Source organism: Enterobacteriaceae bacterium Kacie_13, from assembly GCA_013457415.1.
Taxonomy (GTDB): Bacteria; Pseudomonadota; Gammaproteobacteria; order Enterobacterales; family Enterobacteriaceae; genus Rahnella.
Genome location: CP045665.1, coordinates 2,534,349 through 2,552,718 on the forward strand (window position 1 = coordinate 2,534,349; position 18,370 = coordinate 2,552,718).

Genomic DNA, 18,370 nt, shown 5'->3' on the forward strand with positions numbered 1-18,370 from the left:
AAAAAGCGTCTCCTTTATTGAGGTCAGAAATATGTGATTTGGGCGATTACACCCAGACTTCGCCGTGCTCATAGCGCAATGCGGGTTCCGCGTCCTGCGCCAGCCAGATAGGGCCATCAAGATCGACACGTTCCGCCTGCACCGCTACCGGCAAAGCCGCTTCCATCGCAATCGACGAACCAAGCATGCAACCGACCATAATCCGCAGACCCAGCCGCCTCGCCTCTGCGGTCATCGCCAGAGCTTCGGTCAGCCCGCCACATTTATCGAGCTTGATATTGATCATCTCGTAGCGATCGGTCAGCCCGGCGATATCGGTGCGTTCATGACAGCTTTCGTCGGCGCAGACTGGAACAGGATGCAAACAACGCACCAGATCTTTGTCATTACCGGCGGGAAGTGGTTGTTCGATCATTGCAACGTTGAATTCGTGCAGCGCGAGAAACAGACTTTCGAGATCTAATCCGAGCCATGATTCGTTGGCGTCAACCACCAGCGTCACCCGCGGTGCGGCGGCACGGATAGCCGCCACTTTCTCAATAATCTGTTCACGGTTAAGTTTGATTTTCAGCAATTTGGCTCCGCCAGCCACCGCCACTTCGGCCGCCCTTGCCATGTTTTCCAGTGAATCCAGACTGAGTGTTTCTGCGGTTACGATGGACACCGGCGCTGACATATCAAGCAGTTGCCACACCGTCTTGCCCTGTTTTGCCGCATCGAGATGCCACATTGCACAGTCGAGGGCATTGCGCGCTGAACCGATCGGTAAGGCCTGTTGCAAGGCATCACGATCCAGACCGGCTTCGACCCGCGGACGGATCAGACCGAGCTGCTCACACACGCTTTCCGGCGATTCCTGATAATGTGCAGTCGGCGTACATTCACCGGTTGCCGTAAATTCGCCGTCGGTCAGAGTGACGCGGACCACCGTCACAGCAGTGCGCGTTCCGCGTGAAATTGCAAAAGGCTTCGTCAGCGGCAATTCCACAGCGCCGAAACTCATCTTCATCATCAGCCGTTGTCCTTAATCCATTGCGCGATGTTTTTAATGCCAAAACGCACCGGATCGGTGGCGGGCACGCCGAACTCTTCGCTGATTTGCGCCAGCGCCGCTTTAGCTTCTACTTCACTCACCCCGGAGGTATTGAGGGAGAAACCGGCGATTTTGACATCGGGACTGGTCAGGCTGGCCGCGGCCAGGTTGGTATCGAGGCACTGGCGCAGCGTTGGCATAAACTGGTGCGGCAGATGGCGCATATGCGGGCGACCAAGCTCATGACACATCACCAGTAAATGCGCCTGCGCGCCGTGGATCAGCCCCATGCTGACGCCGGCAAAAGACGGATGGTATAGCGAACCCTGACCTTCAATGATGTCCCAGTGATCGTCATCGTTGGCAGGCGCGAGCAGCTCCACCGCGCCAGAGATAAAGTCGGCAATGACCGCATCAATCGCGATACCTGCACCGGCGACCAGCACACCGGTCTGGCCGGTGGCGCGAAAATCAGCCTTGAGATCCAGATCCTTCATGGCCGCTTCCAGCGCCAGCGAGGTGTACATTTTGCCGACCGAGCAGTCGGTGCCGACGGTCAGAATACGTTTGCCGCTGCGCCTGATGCCGGTACCGGTGTCCAGTTCCGGGCGCATATGGCGTACGTCGAACAGCTGTACATTGTGTTCGGCAGCCAGTTCGACCAGTTCAGGGATATCGTTCAGCCCCTGATGCAAACCGTTGGCGACGTTCAGTCCGGCGCGGATGGCGGTTTTGATGGAATCGATCCAGTGCTTCGGCAGTTTGCCGCCGGAGTTTGCGGTGCCCAGCACCATGGTTTTCGCGCCCTGCGCTTTGGCGGTGGCGATATCGAGATCCGGTAATCCGAGCGAAACGGAATCCGTCGCCAGACGAATCTGTCCCACGCAAGATTCAGGACGCCAGACGTGAATACCGCGCGCCGTTTTGGCCGCCAGCGGATCCATTACATCGCCCAGGAATAGCAGGTACGGCATCGGTATTTGCTGCATGTCATTTTCTCCGTAAAGGTTTTTTAGAATGCGTTGTTGTAATGCATACGCAGACTATTCCATGCGAAGTCCCGGCTGACGAATACTTGTTTAACGAGGGGGTATAACCTGAGGCTATAGGTTTAGTTTATTGAATTTGTTGTGGTTATTTGAATAGCGAAGATGGGGGAAGTAAAAACAGACAGGCGGCAGAATAACAAACATAAAAAAAGGCAGAGCCAATGAACTCTGCCTTTGCGATTACCTTTTTCAGACACAGAATGGGGTAATAATTTCGTACACTAACTTAGAAGCGGTAAGTCAGCGCTACAGCAACCACGTCGTCAGAGCTCACGCCCAGTTTGTTGTTGTCGTCGATCTGGTTGATCATGTAGTCAACATAGGTATACATGTTTTTGTTGAAGTAGTAAGTCGCGCCGATTTCGAAGTATTTAACCAGGTCAGCATCGCCCACGCCTTCGACATCTTTGGCTTTAGACTGCACGTAACCGATTGACGGACGCAGACCATTTTCGAACTGGTACTGTGCAACTAATTCATAACCCTGAGTTTTGTTAGCGAAGCCGCCCGGGATTGACGCCAGATTGCGGGTTTCGTTGTACATTGCAGAGAGATAAATCTGGTTTGCATCGTATTTCAGAGCTGTTGCCCATGCTGACGCTTTGTCACCGCCGCCGATAGCGGAGTTGGCTTGTGCGTTAGTACGATCAGAAGAAGAACCTGCGATAACCGCGCCGATGCCGGAACCTGCGATATCTTCATAATCGATGGATGCGCCGTAACCGTCGCCGTTCGCTTTGTTGGAAGCACGGCCGTCGTTTTCGTTTTTACCCTGATACTGCAAGGCAACGTTCAGACCAGTGACCAGACCAAAGAAGTCCTGGTTACGATAAGTAGCCAGACCGTTAGAACGACCTACCATGAAGTTATCGGAGTTAGCGGTATCACCACCAAACTCTGGCAGCATATCGGTGAAGCCCAGTGCGTCATATACAACACCGTAGTTGCGGCCGTAATCGATAGAACCGAAATCTTTCACTTTCAGACCCGCGAAGCCCAGACGGGTTTTATTGCCCAGGTCGCCCTGAGATTCAGCGTGGTTAGCCTGAATATTGTATTCCCACTGGCCATAACCGGTCAGTGTGTCGTTAATTTGGGTTTCGCCTTTGAAGCCCAGACGTGCATAGGTGTAATCGCCGTCAGAACCGGTGTCATCGGAGAAATAATGCTTGGCAGTAACACGACCGTAGAGGTCCAGTTTATTACCGTCTTTATTATAAATCTCAGCTGCATTTGCGGTAGAACCCACTGCAATTAAAGAGACCGCTAAGGCCAGCACACTGCGCTTCATCATTATTTAAATTTCCTTGATTTTTTTATAAAGGATTTCTCATGTCCGCTTTCTTTTATATGACGGGAATATAGGACTATGAGTATTTGTACATGTTTTTAAATGCGTCTGTCTGTAAAACGACTTGAACCTTAACACTGCGCACAAAAAGTTAAAATGGAAAAGTTCGGCGTTCTGAGTCTTTTTTGCGTAAAGAGATGTAACATAATGTTTCCATAATAAGCAGCTAAACCCCTGATTATATGCGGTTTTTGCATAACGATTTGCACCAATATGATGCAATGCATTAATTTGGTGCAAAATGCTTTGCGATTTGTAAAGTAGTTGCAAGCCAGATCACCATTCTCCGGTGATTATTTCCATTAACAATCGTTAAGGAATTATCTGAAAAATGATGCCCTCTTGCCTTTTAATAGTGCATAGCAGGATAATTATTTTCATGTGAACGTCCTTATCTAATAATTAGAAAAAGCAGCCATAAGAATTTTGTACTACGCAATTTATTTGCGATTAGGATTTTTAATAAAGACTCCGATTAAAATAGAGGCAATACCCAGATAAATATAATTACGCAGGTTATTAAATTGAACGTAATTTCACTTTTCGCCTTGCCCGACTTGCTACTTTTTTATTCAAATTGGGCTTTGGTTAAATACGAAGAATTAAATGAGAGATAACGTCTGGAAGGTGACTGAAAGATTTTAGGTTTTTTTTAATCTTCTGAGTGGCTATTGATACCCCAACCTTCCCCTTCGCAGGGGAAGGCGCAAGGATTTAACGGAACTGCGCGGCGTGGAGCTCTGCGTATCGGCCCTGAAGGGAGAGCAAGGTTTCATGCGTACCCTGTTCGACAATTCCTTCCTTATCAACCACCACAATACGGTCAGCATTCTGGATGGTGGCCAGACGGTGGGCGATAACCAGCGTGGTTCGTCCCTCAGAGAGTTCCGCCAGCGATTGCTGGATAGCCTGCTCAGTGGCAGTATCCAGCGCCGAAGTCGCTTCATCGAGGATCAGGATTGGAGGATTCTTCAGGAAGATGCGCGCGATGGACAACCGTTGCTTCTGGCCACCCGAAAGTTTCACGCCACGTTCGCCAATCACCGTATCCATACCCAATGGTAAACCTTCGATTACATCATCTAAACGGGCGCGGCTGGCCGCGAGGCGAATTTCTTCTTCGCTGGCACCCAGCTTGCCATAAGCAATGTTTTCACGAATGGTGCCGCCAAACAGGAAAACGTCCTGCTGCACGATCCCGATGTTGTGACGCAGCGAGGTTTGCGTCATATCACGGATATCAATCCCGTCGATGGTGATACTGCCACTGTCGAGCTCATAAAAGCGCGGCAGCAACGAGCACAACGTGGTTTTCCCCGCGCCGGACGGCCCGACAAACGCCAGCGTTTCGCCTGCATTAATAGTAAGCGTGATCCCGTTAAGGATTTTGCCAGCAGGCGTGTAGCCAAAGACGACGTTGTCATAGTGAATGTCGCCGTTCAGATGGCTGACGACCTGCGCATCGGGACGGTCAACGATATCCGGTGCGGTGTCGATAAGCTGCGTAAAGCGTTTAAAACCGGCAATCCCTTTCGGATAGCTTTCCAGCACCGAGCTGATTTTCGCCACCGGGCGGAAGAACACTTCTACCAGCAGCAGGAATCCGACAAATCCGCCATACGTCAGTTGGTCGTTAATCACATACCAGGTCCCGGCAATCATGACGATTATCTGCACCAGCCGGGTACTGAGATAACTCAGCGTCAGGCTGGCAGTCATTATCTTGTAAGCTTTCAGCTTGGTGATGCGGTAGTTGTCGTTATCCGACGCGAACAGCTTTTGCTCATGCTCTTCATTGGCAAACGCCTTCACCACGCGAATGCCGCCGATGCTTTCTTCTATACGTGCGTTGAAATTACCCACCATCCCGAACAGACGCCGCCATGTATCGGTCATTTGCGCACCATAGCGGCTGACCATCCAGGTCATCGCCGGAACAATAATGATGGTCATCAGCGCCAGCTGTACATGCACGGTCGCCATCAGAATAAAGGCACCGATAAACGTCATCACCGCGATGAACACATCTTCCGGGCCGTGATGTGCAATCTCCCCCACTTCTTCCAGATCTTTAGTGACGTGAGTGATGATATGGCCGGTCTTGGTATTGTCGTAATAACGGAAAGACAGTTTCTGTAAATGGCTGAACGCCTGACGGCGCATGTCGGTTTCAATACCTACGCCCAGCGCATGCCCCCAGTAGTTCACGATAGCCATTAATAGGGTGTTGATGACATAAATCAGCAGCAATCCGACGGTCGCGCCGATGATAAGCACCCAGTCATGGGCGGGAAGCAGCTTATCGATGAAGGTTTTGATCGCCATCGGAAAGCCCAGTTCCAGCAAACCGGCCAGAATGGCGCAGCCGAAATCGAGGAAAAAAAGCTTTTTATAGGGGGCGTAATAAGAGAAGAAACGGCGGAGCATCAGGCATCCTCATAGAAACAGCCCGGAGGCGGGCAAGTCCGTCAGTCTAAATGAAAATAGTTATCGATAAAGATAATTTTAGACCTGCCCGCCGGATACCATTTCTATAGCGATTTTCACAGAAGCTTGCGTACTCCGTTAAAAATGACACCAAATGCCGCATTTAGCGCCTGCCATGCGATCTCTTCAGTGATCGCCTCATAGGTCGTCAGCACCGCTACGAAGGTCGATTTTTGCGACGCCAGCAATGACTCGTACTCTCCCGAGCGAAAGCTGCCTTTGCCTTTTTCAATCTCCCATGTCAGTTGCAGCAACGCCTCAATTTGCGGTACTGCGCCGTTGGCGACCGTATTCCAGTTCGCGCCCAGTGAATTTTTTGCTGCATTAATGGCGCTGTCACGTAAATCAAAAATATCACTCATCACATTTACCCCTGATTAGCTTGCGTAATGCCTGAACCGTTTTTTAATACCAGCTGATAAGTCAGCATTGCCTGTAAAATGACTGAGACCTGTTTTCGCTGAATGCTGATATACGCCGGTGAGTCCTGCACGGAACAATGCTGCCGTTTATATTTAATCTGATAGAAGATATTTCGCAGGCCAAACATCTGCTGATCAATCGCCGGATTGTTATTTAGCAATTTGGTACGGGATTCAATCAGCGATAAATCCGTTTCTACAGAATTAAAAAACTGACTGTCGGTCTCTGAAGGTGGGGAAATGAGCGAAAGCGACTGCCCCGCCATCACAGGCGCGGCGCTGCAGGCTGCGACCGGCGAGACAGTTTTGACGTCTTCCGCCATAGCCTTCGCATACCATGTCACAAACTGCTGATCGGCTTTTATTTGAAAGGTTGTGATTTGATTATCGAGCGTCTGATCATACTTATGCGTTGAGCATCCGCTTATTATCACCACGACGATAAATATCGCGAGGTTAAGCTTAAACAGTGATTTCAAAATACCTCTCCTGTGCCTAATTCCGGTGGCGGGAATTATTCTATTGCCCGTGCCATCAAAAACTAGCCACAAGAGATGACCGGCGCAACCGGCCGGTTAATCATTTTTTCTCACAGGTGTGGTCATTTTTATTATTGAGAGTAAAAGTTGAAATGATATTTAATTTATCTGCTGGCTGTTCTGCCAGCGTGTACCGTTATCATTAATAACCTCATAATCCATCATTCCTGACAGGTTTTTATCCGCCGGGATGCCCACCCGCAAACTGGAAAGCGGTTCCACCATGACCCCCGCTAACTCCGTCGCCCCTGACTTCAACGATGAAATCGTCATATGCCACGGCGTCGGGTTTTGGATCAACAGCTTATTGCCGGTTGCCTCCTTCCCGATGCTGAACTGCAATTTCTGTGCATCACTTTCCTTGAGTTCGCCGATTTTTTCTGGCCTGACAAACACTTTCATGCGGATTTTTAACGGCAGCACGACCTTTTTCTCGCCTTTATTCCGCGTTTCGGTATTTGGCGGAATTTGGTAGATATTCAGCCAAAATACGCTTTCGCGATCCTGCGGCAGGCTTCCGGCAGAAACCAATAACAAGCGAATGTTACGGATCTCCGCCGGTTTCATTTTGAACACCGGCGGGTTGATCACAATCGGCGTATGGACCTTATCCGGATTCACCGTCGGGTCACCGTTATCCGTCCAGACCTGTACTACTACCGGTTCTTTCTCAGAGTTTACTAATGAAAGTGATTCCGCGATGCTGCCCGAGTTGAACACCACGCGGGTCTTTTCCGCATTAACCACCGCGCTGGCGTCAAACGCCGTGCAACAGAGCATAATCCCCGCCGCAACGGTGACTTTATTGAAAACTGACCACCACTTGTAACTGTGCATTGACGCTCCCCGCTGTCACTGTTTCGCCACTGATTGCCTCCAGAGACGCTGTAAAATTTCCGGTGTATGTGGTGACACCGTCCGTTGAATCATCTTGGCTGGTGGTCAGATCTTTGTAGGCGTACCAGCCGCCATCATTTCCCGTCGTCATAGTTTTACTTGAAAGCAGGTTTAAAACATTGCCATTCTGATCGTAGATACGGATCCCTACGCCCGATGCAACACCCGATGATCCATAATTGGTATCTAGCAAATGCGTTAAACCATTAGTTGATGTCAGACCCAGTGTTGTCGCGGCGGTGACCGCTGTAGATTGATTCACCAAAAAACCCATCGCGACATTTGCTGATGAACTGGTTGATTTACTTACGCTGGATACAGCCGAGTCCTCACAGCTTAAGCTGATGTCAAAAGTACTTTGGCTGGTTTCTCCATTATTCAGAGAGGCAGTGGAAATTGTCGGTAATAGAACAACTGATGGATAATCTTTCACCAGACACATTGCACCACGAACAAAAGTAACATTGTTGTACAAACCATAGGCCGCTGGCCAGGCGCTATACCAACCATCATGATAAGAGTATGAGTCTGCACCATCAGTAACATTCGTTGATAAACCCGGCCCTTTAAAAGCTATATAACCATAAGGCTGAGAATAACTCATAAGCCAGGTTGTGCTACTATTATAAGAATAAGTTGTTGAATCTATTTTAAATAACTCTACGTTGACGCCGCTGAATATACTAGCAGGTATATAAATGTAGGTTTCATCCTGAACCCAGTTATCCGCAACTAACTTTCGTGCTTTCCAATATCGCGAGTAATATTCTCCTGTAGTGGTGTTGGTCAATCTGTAAGCAACATTTCTTACAGGGCTGTAATAAGCATTATCAACTTCATCAGTTGTATACATGCCTGTATATGCATTATCACCATTCGTACCATACATCTCATAGATGGAATCGGCATCGGCTAGCGCACATCTGAAGAGGATCTGATTCTGACCATAATTCGTTGAAGATGAAGCCTGTAAAAAGTCAGCTGTGGAACTGGCAAGTAAAGTTCCTGATGGCATAAAACTTGAACTGGTACTTATAGAGACAACGGAAGGAAGCCCTATATTACCATTGCAAGTATCACAAGCCCCACTCCAACTTTTTGCTGTATAACCAGCTTCAATTAGTGCAGTAGTCAAATAGCTGGTTCCTGTCACTCTCGTACACGTCGCCTGTGAAATACCAGGAAGCACCATCCCGAGAAGACTCATTAAAAAAAATACTTTTTTCATCACTCAAAATTCCTCGTATCATCATGCAAGTGACATGAATTACCTAACAATGTTAAAATTATTGTTGTTTTTAGCCATTCATTGTTTCGGGTGATTTATTTACAAGGCAACGTTAACTGAACAAATTCATTATCACCCGTTGCTGGTAACAGATAATTAATTTTGCATTGTTCCGCATCACCTTTACCCCATGAAACAAATAACACACCGGAACGATCATTAATTCGCGCATAGATCTGCCCGGCCTGCCCGACCATGCCTAAGCTCTTACCGTCTTTATTTGTCACATCTGCGCCCATCGGGATCATTTGTTTATCGCTGAGTATGGAATTTATCAAAACCTGCTGGCCTGATATTGTTTCAAAATTCACCTGAACGATAGCACCGGAATAAGGTACAACCTGCTGACTGCCGCCCTGAATATCCACTTTTGAGTTTAATCCCTTTGGATCTAAACTCACGGTGTTATAACGATAAGGCGATAAAGACGGCATAATGGCGTAACCAAAACTGTCTATTTTTGCGCCCTGCCCGTTCTTTATTTCAGCACCTTTAGCACCCTTAGCTTTTACCAACGCAAAGGTATCGCTGACATATGGCCCATAGGTCACGCCGCCAGGATGAATAAGTAATGTGCCTGATGTTCCCATGCCAAATTGTTTATAGCCTGTACCTTGCGAATAAGAAGCGCGGAGTGCACCTTTGGAGGTGTTCTGCTGCAAAGAGCCGCCCCATGTCATTTCATTGCCGCTGTTCTGATAGTTCTCCACACCGCTGTATAAAGAATAGGATAAGTTACTTTTTTCACCAACACTTCCGGAAAGACTGGTTGTTGCGGATTCTGACGTTTTATTTTTAGCTACGTTAAATGAAACATTAGAACGGGAATTTGACCAGTCCAGCGGCATAGAGAAACCGATGGAAATGGTGTTCTCGGTATATTTCTGGCGATTTGTCGTATCCTCTTCTCCACTGTAATAGTTACTTCGGGTGGTATAACTGGTTCTTTGTCTGCCGACGTTGACGTTATAACTGATCCTTTTATAACTATTACTGTATCCCAGCTGTAATTGGGTAATGCGGGAGTTATTGCTGTAATAATCAGAAGTACTGGCGTTGAGTGACAGTGAGCCAAAGGTATCGAAGCTTTGCGCAATAGTGGCGCTAAACTGATTCTTCTGACTTAACGTATCTGAATAGTAAGTTGTCGTATTTTCTGCTGCACGTCTTACGCCCAGCACATCCTGCAAATCGCGAAAGCCCTTCGTAGAATAACGATACGCCGCCAGCGTCAGGTTCGTTCCGGTAGTAAAGGTTTTGCTGTAGCTGGCCTCGGCACGCTAGCCTGACTGGGTTTTATTATTTTCAACCACGGCATGTGAATAGGTCGTGTTAAGCCCGATAGCGCCAAATTGCGTGGCCATGACACCACCGAGTAAATAGGCTTCGTAATCTTTTGCCAGACGCACCCCGGCGTTGCCGGTAAAACGGTTGCTGAGCCCGCGCTGAATTACCCCTTCCATAAACTCGTTATCGACATTGTAATAATTACGCACCTTACCGAGTGCAACTTCATAATTCCACATGCCCGGACGTATAGAATCCGGTACTGCCGAGTAAGGAACAGTGAAAGATGCGGTCTGCCCGTTGGCTTCGATAACCTCAACCTGTAAATCGCCCTGACCTCGAGTATTGTTCAAATCGTCAATGACGAAAGGCCCCGGTGACACAACGGTTTCATAAATTGTTTTCCCCAACTGGCTGACCACGACACGCGCAGTTGTGCTGGCAACGCCGCGCACTTCCGGCGCATAGCCGCGCTTGCCTTGTGGCATCATTCGGGTATCGCTGGCGAGTTTGACGCCATTGAAAGACAGGCTGCCAAACAGGCTGCTGTTGGTATAACTGTCACCTATCGTGATTAAAGAATCGATCGACGGCAATGGCCGTTGTGCGTTTGTACGCACGCTGGTCCACTTTTGACGTGTACGTCCGTCCGTTTCGTTGTAACTGAAATTTGACTGATTTCTCAGCTGCCATAAGCCAATATTGGTGCCGCTATTGAGACCACTCCAGAGGTTTTTTGTGGTATATCCTCCCGTATTCTTTGTTTCATAATAGTTGGTATTGTGCTTAACAAATAAACCCAGGCTACCGCTGTCCCACTGAGAAACTGGAATATAACCACGTGGTTGGCGATACAATGAGGCCTGAGGTATGAGTAGTTTTAATTGCTGAGTCGGTTGGTCAAATTCCCAGGATGCCCCTTTAGAAAGTGCAGAGAAACTGACGCATTTATTTCCAACCGGTAGCAAGGAGACAACATCCGCTTTTAGCTGAATAAGTTTGATATCATCAGCATTCAGGCAAGGTTGAGCTTCCTCACCTTTTTTAATACTGCTAAATGTAATTTCTACATTTTCTTTTATTAGCTTATTATTGACATAAATATCAACATGATAATTTCCTGATTCAATCCTGAACACTTTTTCATTTAATTTTTCGAGATTCACAGCAACACCGGAACCTTCCAGCAAACTGGGATCGAAATAAAAATCATCAGCTTTCGCGAAGGGCTGATAGCAGGATAAAATGCCTGCCGTTAATAATGAAAGTGAGTACGGTATTTTTTTATTATGGATTGATTTCATACTTATGACTCACTCTTGCCCCCTGATCGTTAATATAATCAATGACCGCCGTGTCATTTTTCTTTAATTGGAGTTTTTGGAACGTCACACTTTGTTGTGAAAAGGGTGAAAGCATGTCAGCAGATTGCGTATAAAGCTTATCGCCCTGCTTAATCTTTATGCTGGCAATAGAAACAAAAAAGGGTGAGTCATTCTTTATCAGTAATGAGGTTCCGCCTGACTGCGCTGTAGAAATCAGTGTAATTTCATCAGAAAGATGTCCAATACGACTGGCGATTGCGGCAGGACGGTAGAATACTTTCACCCGATTTTTAAGCATCACCAACATTTTATTTTTATTCTGAGCCGCCTCGCCACCTGCATTGATGGGTGGGATTTGCAGAAAGTTAAAATAAAAAACTGACTCGCGGTCCTGTGGTAACTTTTTATTACCCGTAAAGGAAATTCTCAATACTTGCCCGCTGTTAGAAGCGATTTTAAACAGTGATGGCGATGCGATAAAAGGTGCCTTCGCAGTCAGGGCAGTTGAGTTTATATCTCCATCATCCAGCCAAGTTTGTACGGCGTAAGGGATAATATCTTTGTTACTAAATTCAACATTGACTGAATGATTATCAGAAGGATAAATAATCCTGTTGCCTATCATGGTCACGCTGGCATAAGTCGTTGCAGAAAAACCAAATGACAGCAACAGCATTGCATTAAATAATTTTTTACTGATTTTAGAATTGAATAACATTGGCATTGCTCTTGTCATTGACTCTTTGGTTTAATTAATCATCATAGTTACTGTTTTTAGATAAAAGATGGCAGACAGCCTGCCATCTTTTACATGTACCCGGACTTACAAATAGCTCACCGCGTACTCAACAGAACCTGCTACGGTGCCCGCAGCCGCCTGGCCTGTTGCATAATACTGCACATAGAATGTTGCACTGGCACTTTCATCTCCAACAGCTAAACCAAGTTCATTATTAGTGCTGGTCCAGGTGGAGCTTAAATCAATCTCTGCATTAGCCGTATCCAGTAATTGCAGATTTACGTTGGTTGCAGTGCCAGTATTTTTAAGTGTGCCTTTATTTGCTGTATCCACCAGATTGCCTGAGAAAACGGTGTTAATTGTTGTAGCCGTTTCAGCAGCTTCACAACCAGAAAGCGCAATTTCAAAAGAAGTGGTTCCGGCAACATTACCGGCAGTAGTTAACGCACTTACCGCTGCAGTAGGTAATAAAACAACCGGAGCAGAATCGCTATTTACCGTCACTTCACAAGTCTGATCGGCTACTTCACCCTGAAATGAAATGGTGTTATCAGATACAGCCGATGCCGTCATTGAATAACCCGCTACCAGCAAACCAAAAGCCACCAAACTTTTCTTATTCATGCGTTGTTTCTCCATTAGATTAATTTCCTTCTGACGCAACCCATTTTGAACTGCTTGCCAGAGGTGATAATCATAAAGTTACGACAACACTCAGCAAACACATCTGCATTAATCACCATTATTAGTTATTTATTCTAAAATAAGGTGACTTTCACCCGTTTCATAAAGGAATTGATGTAAAACCGCTTTTATCTCAGAGAAATAATCTACAATTATCTTTAACATCCTGAAAACATATTTAAAACTTACACCTTCTTAACTAGGAATATTCTCAGGTTAATTAAACATGCAGAGACCAATTCTTACATTTATGTCTATATCCGGTTAGCTAATAAACATTTTGCGGATTACTTATCCAAGAGGTTTGAATAAGTAAACGATGAAACATTTCCAGACTGATAATAACGTTATGACTTTGTAAAAATTGATATAGAACAAAAGTCTGCTTTCATCGTAATCTGCCGTTTTTGCATACTTTCACTTTCCAACTCTGAAAGCTAAATCCCCCTTTGATCTCCTTTCCGCCTTCAGCGATACTGTTTAAATACACAGCTCATTGGCTTTGTGACAGATAAAAGGGAACATCATGGGAGCATTTACCGGTTTTACGCAGGCTGGCCTCACCTTTTTGCAGGAGCTGCGTCAGAACAACGACAAAGAGTGGTTTGAAGAGCACCGCGATATCTATCAGCAGCATCTGCTGGAGCCGATGCGCAAGCTGGTGGAAGATCTCAGCCAGGATATGGTGGTGATTGATGACCTGTTTGAAGTGCGTCCGGCAATAGGTAAGACGATATCCCGAATGCACCGGGATACGCGCTTTTCTCACGACAAGTCGATTTACCGCTGCAACCTCTGGCTGACGTTCAAACGTTCGCGTAAGAACTGGACCGATGCCCCGACCTACTTCTTTGAGTTCGGGCAGGACTGGTGGCGTTACGGTTTGGGTTATTACAGCGCGTCAAAGACCACGATGGATTTGTTTCGTCAGCAGTTGCTGAAAAAGCCGGAGGAATTTTTGCAGATGGCGAAATGTATCGAACCGAATTTCACCATTGAAGGTGACAGCTATAAACGCCCTCTGGTGAAAGAGCAGGATCCGGCGCTGGCGGCCTGGTACAACAAGAAGTCTTTTGCGCTGATCAGCGCCCATATGGATATGGATCCGCTGTTCTCGAATGAGCTGGTAGGGATTTTAAGCAAAGATTTTCATCGCATCGCGCCGCTGTATCATATGCTGATGAAGATTGAAGGAATGAAGAAAAATCAGCTGGCGCTGGGCGAGTAAGCATAAAAGGGGCGAATTCGCCCCTGTTTGTTTATCTCAGGAGAGGATTTTAGCGATATCTACCGGCTTACCGTATAGCCAGCCCTGCGCGATAATCTTCGGGTAATGTGCCATTAAGAAATCCGCCTGATGCTGCTCTTCTATCCCTTCGACGATGATCTTTGAACCAGTCTGCGCAAGCATCTCCAGCATCATTTTGAGCATACGGAAACTCACCGATTCGATACCAATCGCATCGGTGAATATCTTGTCGATCTTGATAATGTCGAATGAGATTTTGCTCAGGTAATCCAGATTGGAATAACCGGTACCAAAATCATCCAGCGCAATGCGGTAACCGTATTCTCTGAGCCGTACCAGCGCATCTTTAAGAACGCGATGGTCTGCGGTTGATCGCTCGGTTATCTCTAATACAATCTGCTTACGATCAAATCCGCCTTTGTCGATCTCCTCTTCCATAAAGACTTTGAATTCTGGATCCGTTACATCCGCCGTGGTGATATTAATGCTCACGAACAGCGCTTTATTTTCGCGCAGCAGCGGCGACATTTCCCGCAAGGTACGGGCGACGACGGAACGGGTCAATGCTTTGATCTGATTAGTGGATTCGGCAAGTCTGATGAACACGTCTGGTGGAATATTATCGCCATTAATATCTTTCCAGCGAGCTAAGGCTTCGTAACCGATTACCTTACCCGTTTTTATTTCCACAAACGGCTGGTAGTTAACACAGATATCATCACAGCTGATGGCCGTTTTAAGTTTATTCTGTAAGGAACGGTTATTTCTGAGATATTGCAGAACGGCAAAGGTGAAAATAGCGCCGGCCAGTAACCCGACCAGCGTGATGAATACGACGGCAATGGCTGAGAGTGAGAAAATCCCAATGTGGGTATTTCTGGCCATCACGCAGATATCATATTTATTGCTGCACTCGGAGAAACGCGCCTGATGCCACCACGAAAATCGTCCCGGCTCGCTCACGTCCTTCACCAGACCGGCCGTCTCGCCGAACAGCCTGAACACGTGGTCCCGCTTGTGGTTTATCATCACCGCGCCGAACCCGTCATACGGCACATAAATGTCGCGAAACGCAGCGGGAGTGGGAAACAGCAAAACGTTTTTAGATTCCATCATGTCAGCGGTGATGCGCGGATCAACAATACCGCTGAACGATGTCCAGATCCGCTGCCCGTAACGGGTCACCACATCGGGAATTGACATGGTCACCGGTTCCGGTAAACGTCCGCGCATGGCGGTGCATTTTAGCTGACGGTCTTTGGTGTAGCCGATATCGGAGATAAACACCGATGTAAACGAAAGGTAACGGATCTCATCGAGAAACCTGTCACTGCAGGCTTCAAACCGTATAGCATTGACATTACTGACGATGTTATGAGATTCGTTAGCGACTTCGAGCCCGCGGGCCATAATGTGCCGGGCATAAGAAGCCAGATCGTCGCGATCATAAGCAGCCACCACCAGATGCGTAACGCCGAGCGTCACCGCCGTCATCAGCAAGGTACTGAGCAGAAATAATAAAGGTCGGCCAAAAGGGTTTGCGGGCTTCATGGTGCACCTGAAAGAAATATGTTGATGCCGTATTTTTATAAAGAGACCGGCGGATATTCGCCAAATTTGCACCCTGCCAGCGCCATTAACTGACTGAACGCGACATTATTATTGATTTTCAGCTTATCCATAATAGCGTGTTTCATCCGGCTGATGCGGCGATAATCGGTTTTCTTTTTATCCGCAATATGGGTGATGCTCATCTGCTGGCTAAACATGATCAGCACTTCCCACTCATAATCGCTCAGCATTTCAAAATCGTAATGACGTTTTCTGTCCTCATAAAAAAGTACGCTGACCATACTTTCTGCACTAAGTATCTGAGCCGCAGAAGCACGGCAGCCCTCAACACCTAATTGTTTCATATAGATAGCATCGGGATTGCTTTGAATGAGTAAAGCAGGGATTTCAATTTCAGTGTGAAGAATAATATCAATAGCAGGAAATTTCGCTTTGAGTTTTCTTAAGAAATCCAGACCTTCAATAATAGAAGTACTGGCGTCATAGACTTCACTGAAAACCACATCGAGTTTTCTTAATTCAAGCAATGATTTAAGAGAAACAAAATTATAAAGTGCACCCTCAATAATAATATCGCCCTCCTCTCTCAGGATCTGGGTCATTGTTTCGTTGACCATCGAAAGAGGTTCCATAATTGCCACTTTCTCTCTTCTCTTCCACGCCATTCTTTATTCCTTACTTTGATGAAATCCTCGGTTTATTTTATCAACTTAATTTGGGATTTTTGATTTAGGAATATATTTTAAGATTAGGTCAAACATTATGAAAAAACCAGCGAAAGGGATGAATACTTCAAGTGATGTCAGGTATTTGTATTATTTCAGAATAAAAAACCACCAAGATCCTGACAAAACAAAAATTAAACAATGTTTTAATAGCGTAGTAACTAGGAATAATCTCATCTAAATTAAACCACAGATGACTTTTGGCATTGCAGATATGGATTTCTTAGTAGCAGCGGGGGCGCTGTTTCATTTTTGAGGCGACCGGGGATATTTCGGTTTCCCGGTTGCACCGGGGCTTTCAAAATTTGACCGGGGATGTTTCGGTTGCACTGGGGCTTTCAAAATTTGACCGGTGATGTTTCGGTTGCACCGGGGCTTTCAAAATTTGACCGGGGGTATTTCGGTTTCTCAATTGCAGTGATCACAGGATGTTTCGCGCCGAAACCGACCAAGGGAGGGAAGTGCTTTCCCTCCCTTGGATCCCTCCCCGCTTTTTTAAACACACGTTCGCTGGAACGATGGCCGTGTTCTTTGGCTCCAGCACGTGGCGCAAAAACCTGCCGCTACGCGGTGCCTTCTCTCGGTCTTCGAGCCTAAGGTCTCGAAGCCGCTCCGTTCAGCAGGATTTTTTTATCGCGCCATCCCAACATTTTTAAAAAGCAAAAGAGAAAATTTGCACAGCGTTTTTGTTTTTTTGAAATGATCTGAGCGGGTGAAGTTGTGACCTAAAAAGCTCTGGCCGCGTTCAAAAATCCCGCCGGAGGAGAGGTGGAAAACCGCGCGTTTTTGCGGCAATAGCCGGCGTTTCTGAACCAGAACCTGGGATGTTTCGGTTTCTCAATTGCAGTGATCACAGGATGTTTCGCGCCGAAACCGACCAAGGGAGGGAAGTGCTTTCCCTCCCTTGGATCCCTCCCCGCTTTTTTAAACACACGTTCGCTGGAACGATGGCCGTGTTCTTTGGCTCCAGCACGTGGCGCAAAAACCTGCCGCTACGCGGTGCCTTCTCTCGGTCTTCGAGCCTAAGGTCTCGAAGCCGCTCCGTTCAGCAGGATTTTTTTATCGCGCCATCCCAACATTTTTAAAAAGCAAAAGAGAAAATTTGCACAGCGTTTTTGTTTTTTTGAAATGATCTGAGCGGGTGAAGTTGTGACCTAAAAAGCTCTGGCCGCGTTAAAAATCCCGCCGGAGGAGAGGTGGAAAACCGCGCGTTTTTGCGCGGGTTGTAACCCGAACGAAGGGCACCGCGCAGCGGCGGGATTTTGCGGCAATAGCTGCGGCCTCTGAAACAGATCCGGGTTGCATGGCACGTGTTTTAAAAAACGCGGGAGTCCAGAGGGCGCGCGTTTACGCGTCCTCTGGGCCAGTTTGGGCGGCAGCCCAAGGTCTTGAAGTTGAAGTTGACCTTCAAGTTAACCCTAAAGTTAACCCTAAACTTGCCCTTTCTTCTTTTTGTTACGAATGACCAGCCAGCTAATCAGCCCCATTACCGCACCCATAAATATAAACCAGATGCCCAGCAACAGCTGCGGTGCCATTTCGCCCGCCGGCGTATCGGGGCTGCCGACAATCAGGCCATGGAGTGTGGCAACAACGCCGATTACCAGCAAAATCATGCTGTTGCGTAATAAACGACGGGCTACGGTCATAGGTTGTCTTGGAGTGGCCATCAGTGCGTCCTTGAGCAATAAAATAAAGATAAGGGCGCATCATAGCGCCCTTC

The 18,370-nt window shown here is 47.1% G+C and carries 14 protein-coding genes and 1 pseudogene; 1 reads left to right on the forward strand and 14 read right to left on the reverse strand.

Annotation, left to right across the window (positions count from 1 at the left end; translation table 11 throughout):
* Nucleotides 1-46 precede the first annotated feature (46 nt).
* The 11 genes and pseudogenes from GE278_11485 to GE278_11535 form a co-directional block, all read right to left on the reverse strand.
* Nucleotides 47-1,012 (reverse strand): L-Ala-D/L-Glu epimerase, encoded by a 966-nt coding sequence (locus GE278_11485; GenBank protein ID QLK61351.1) that lies wholly within the window; start codon nucleotides 1,010-1,012, stop codon nucleotides 47-49.
* The gene (locus tag GE278_11490; protein ID QLK61352.1) at nucleotides 1,012-2,022 is read right to left on the reverse strand and encodes a DUF1611 domain-containing protein; all 1,011 of its coding nucleotides are present in this window, start codon (nucleotides 2,020-2,022) and stop codon (nucleotides 1,012-1,014) included. Before GE278_11490 ends, GE278_11485 begins: the two co-directional genes overlap by 1 nt.
* 286 nt (nucleotides 2,023-2,308) lie before the next feature.
* Complete coding sequence (locus GE278_11495) at nucleotides 2,309-3,376, reverse strand: porin OmpC (GenBank protein QLK61353.1); 1,068 nt, start codon at nucleotides 3,374-3,376, stop codon at nucleotides 2,309-2,311.
* Between the two features lie 771 nt (nucleotides 3,377-4,147).
* Nucleotides 4,148-5,860: an ATP-binding cassette domain-containing protein gene (locus tag GE278_11500; protein ID QLK61354.1), complete on the reverse strand. Its 1,713-nt coding sequence runs from the start codon at nucleotides 5,858-5,860 to the stop codon at nucleotides 4,148-4,150.
* A gap of 116 nt (nucleotides 5,861-5,976) precedes the next feature.
* Complete coding sequence (locus GE278_11505) at nucleotides 5,977-6,282, reverse strand: hypothetical protein (protein ID QLK61355.1); 306 nt, start codon at nucleotides 6,280-6,282, stop codon at nucleotides 5,977-5,979.
* Between the two features lie 5 nt (nucleotides 6,283-6,287).
* The gene (locus GE278_11510; protein ID QLK61356.1) at nucleotides 6,288-6,821 is read right to left on the reverse strand and encodes a hypothetical protein; all 534 of its coding nucleotides are present in this window, start codon (nucleotides 6,819-6,821) and stop codon (nucleotides 6,288-6,290) included.
* A 159-nt stretch (nucleotides 6,822-6,980) separates the two neighbouring features.
* Entirely contained in the window at nucleotides 6,981-7,718 is a 738-nt protein-coding gene (locus GE278_11515; protein ID QLK61357.1) for a fimbria/pilus periplasmic chaperone, read from the reverse strand.
* Nucleotides 7,684-9,006, reverse strand: coding sequence for a fimbrial usher protein StbD (gene stbD, locus GE278_11520; protein ID QLK61358.1), 1,323 nt, complete (start codon nucleotides 9,004-9,006; stop codon nucleotides 7,684-7,686). The genes GE278_11515 and stbD overlap by 35 nt, the downstream gene beginning before the upstream one ends.
* Nucleotides 9,007-9,101: 95 nt before the next feature.
* A pseudogene (locus GE278_11525) lies at nucleotides 9,102-11,657 on the reverse strand (fimbrial outer membrane usher protein).
* A complete protein-coding gene (locus GE278_11530) occupies nucleotides 11,641-12,414 on the reverse strand; it encodes a fimbria/pilus periplasmic chaperone (protein QLK61359.1) in 774 nt (257 codons plus the stop codon). The pseudogene GE278_11525 and the gene GE278_11530 overlap by 17 nt, the downstream one beginning before the upstream one ends.
* Before the next feature lie 87 nt (nucleotides 12,415-12,501).
* Nucleotides 12,502-13,041, reverse strand: coding sequence for a type 1 fimbrial protein (locus GE278_11535; GenBank protein QLK63274.1), 540 nt, complete (start codon nucleotides 13,039-13,041; stop codon nucleotides 12,502-12,504).
* Between the two features lie 583 nt (nucleotides 13,042-13,624).
* Between GE278_11535 and GE278_11540 the strand changes: the two genes are divergently transcribed.
* The gene (locus GE278_11540) at nucleotides 13,625-14,329 is read left to right on the forward strand and encodes a TIGR02453 family protein (protein QLK61360.1); all 705 of its coding nucleotides are present in this window, start codon (nucleotides 13,625-13,627) and stop codon (nucleotides 14,327-14,329) included.
* Between the two features lie 36 nt (nucleotides 14,330-14,365).
* Here the strand turns inward: GE278_11540 and GE278_11545 are convergent, their stop codons facing one another.
* The 3 genes from GE278_11545 to GE278_11555 all read right to left on the reverse strand — a co-directional run bounded on the left by GE278_11545 (nucleotide 14,366) and on the right by GE278_11555 (nucleotide 18,317).
* The gene (locus GE278_11545) at nucleotides 14,366-15,901 is read right to left on the reverse strand and encodes an EAL domain-containing protein (GenBank protein QLK61361.1); all 1,536 of its coding nucleotides are present in this window, start codon (nucleotides 15,899-15,901) and stop codon (nucleotides 14,366-14,368) included.
* A 35-nt stretch (nucleotides 15,902-15,936) separates the two neighbouring features.
* Entirely contained in the window at nucleotides 15,937-16,587 is a 651-nt protein-coding gene (locus GE278_11550) for a hypothetical protein (protein QLK61362.1), read from the reverse strand.
* Nucleotides 16,588-18,077: 1,490 nt separating this feature from the next.
* Nucleotides 18,078-18,317, reverse strand: a complete 240-nt coding sequence (locus GE278_11555; GenBank protein ID QLK61363.1) for a hypothetical protein — start codon at nucleotides 18,315-18,317, stop codon at nucleotides 18,078-18,080.
* Nucleotides 18,318-18,370: the final 53 nt, after the last annotated feature.

Excerpts from the sequence above, each read along its gene's own strand:
- stbD (QLK61358.1), bottom strand. The coding sequence starts at position 9,006 with ATGAAAAAAGTATTTTTTTTAATGAGTCTTCTCGGGATGGTGCTTCCT.
- GE278_11495 (QLK61353.1), bottom strand. The coding sequence starts at position 3,376 with ATGATGAAGCGCAGTGTGCTGGCCTTAGCGGTCTCTTTAATTGCAGTG.
- GE278_11485 (QLK61351.1), bottom strand. The coding sequence starts at position 1,012 with ATGATGAAGATGAGTTTCGGCGCTGTGGAATTGCCGCTGACGAAGCCT.
- GE278_11550 (QLK61362.1), bottom strand. The coding sequence starts at position 16,587 with ATGGCGTGGAAGAGAAGAGAGAAAGTGGCAATTATGGAACCTCTTTCG.
- GE278_11505 (QLK61355.1), bottom strand. The coding sequence starts at position 6,282 with ATGAGTGATATTTTTGATTTACGTGACAGCGCCATTAATGCAGCAAAA.
- GE278_11535 (QLK63274.1), bottom strand. The coding sequence starts at position 13,041 with ATGAATAAGAAAAGTTTGGTGGCTTTTGGTTTGCTGGTAGCGGGTTAT.
- GE278_11530 (QLK61359.1), bottom strand. The coding sequence starts at position 12,414 with ATGACAAGAGCAATGCCAATGTTATTCAATTCTAAAATCAGTAAAAAA.
- GE278_11545 (QLK61361.1), bottom strand. The coding sequence starts at position 15,901 with ATGAAGCCCGCAAACCCTTTTGGCCGACCTTTATTATTTCTGCTCAGT.
- GE278_11490 (QLK61352.1), bottom strand. The coding sequence starts at position 2,022 with ATGCAGCAAATACCGATGCCGTACCTGCTATTCCTGGGCGATGTAATG.
- GE278_11515 (QLK61357.1), bottom strand. The coding sequence starts at position 7,718 with ATGCACAGTTACAAGTGGTGGTCAGTTTTCAATAAAGTCACCGTTGCG.
- GE278_11500 (QLK61354.1), bottom strand. The coding sequence starts at position 5,860 with ATGCTCCGCCGTTTCTTCTCTTATTACGCCCCCTATAAAAAGCTTTTT.
- GE278_11555 (QLK61363.1), bottom strand. The coding sequence starts at position 18,317 with ATGGCCACTCCAAGACAACCTATGACCGTAGCCCGTCGTTTATTACGC.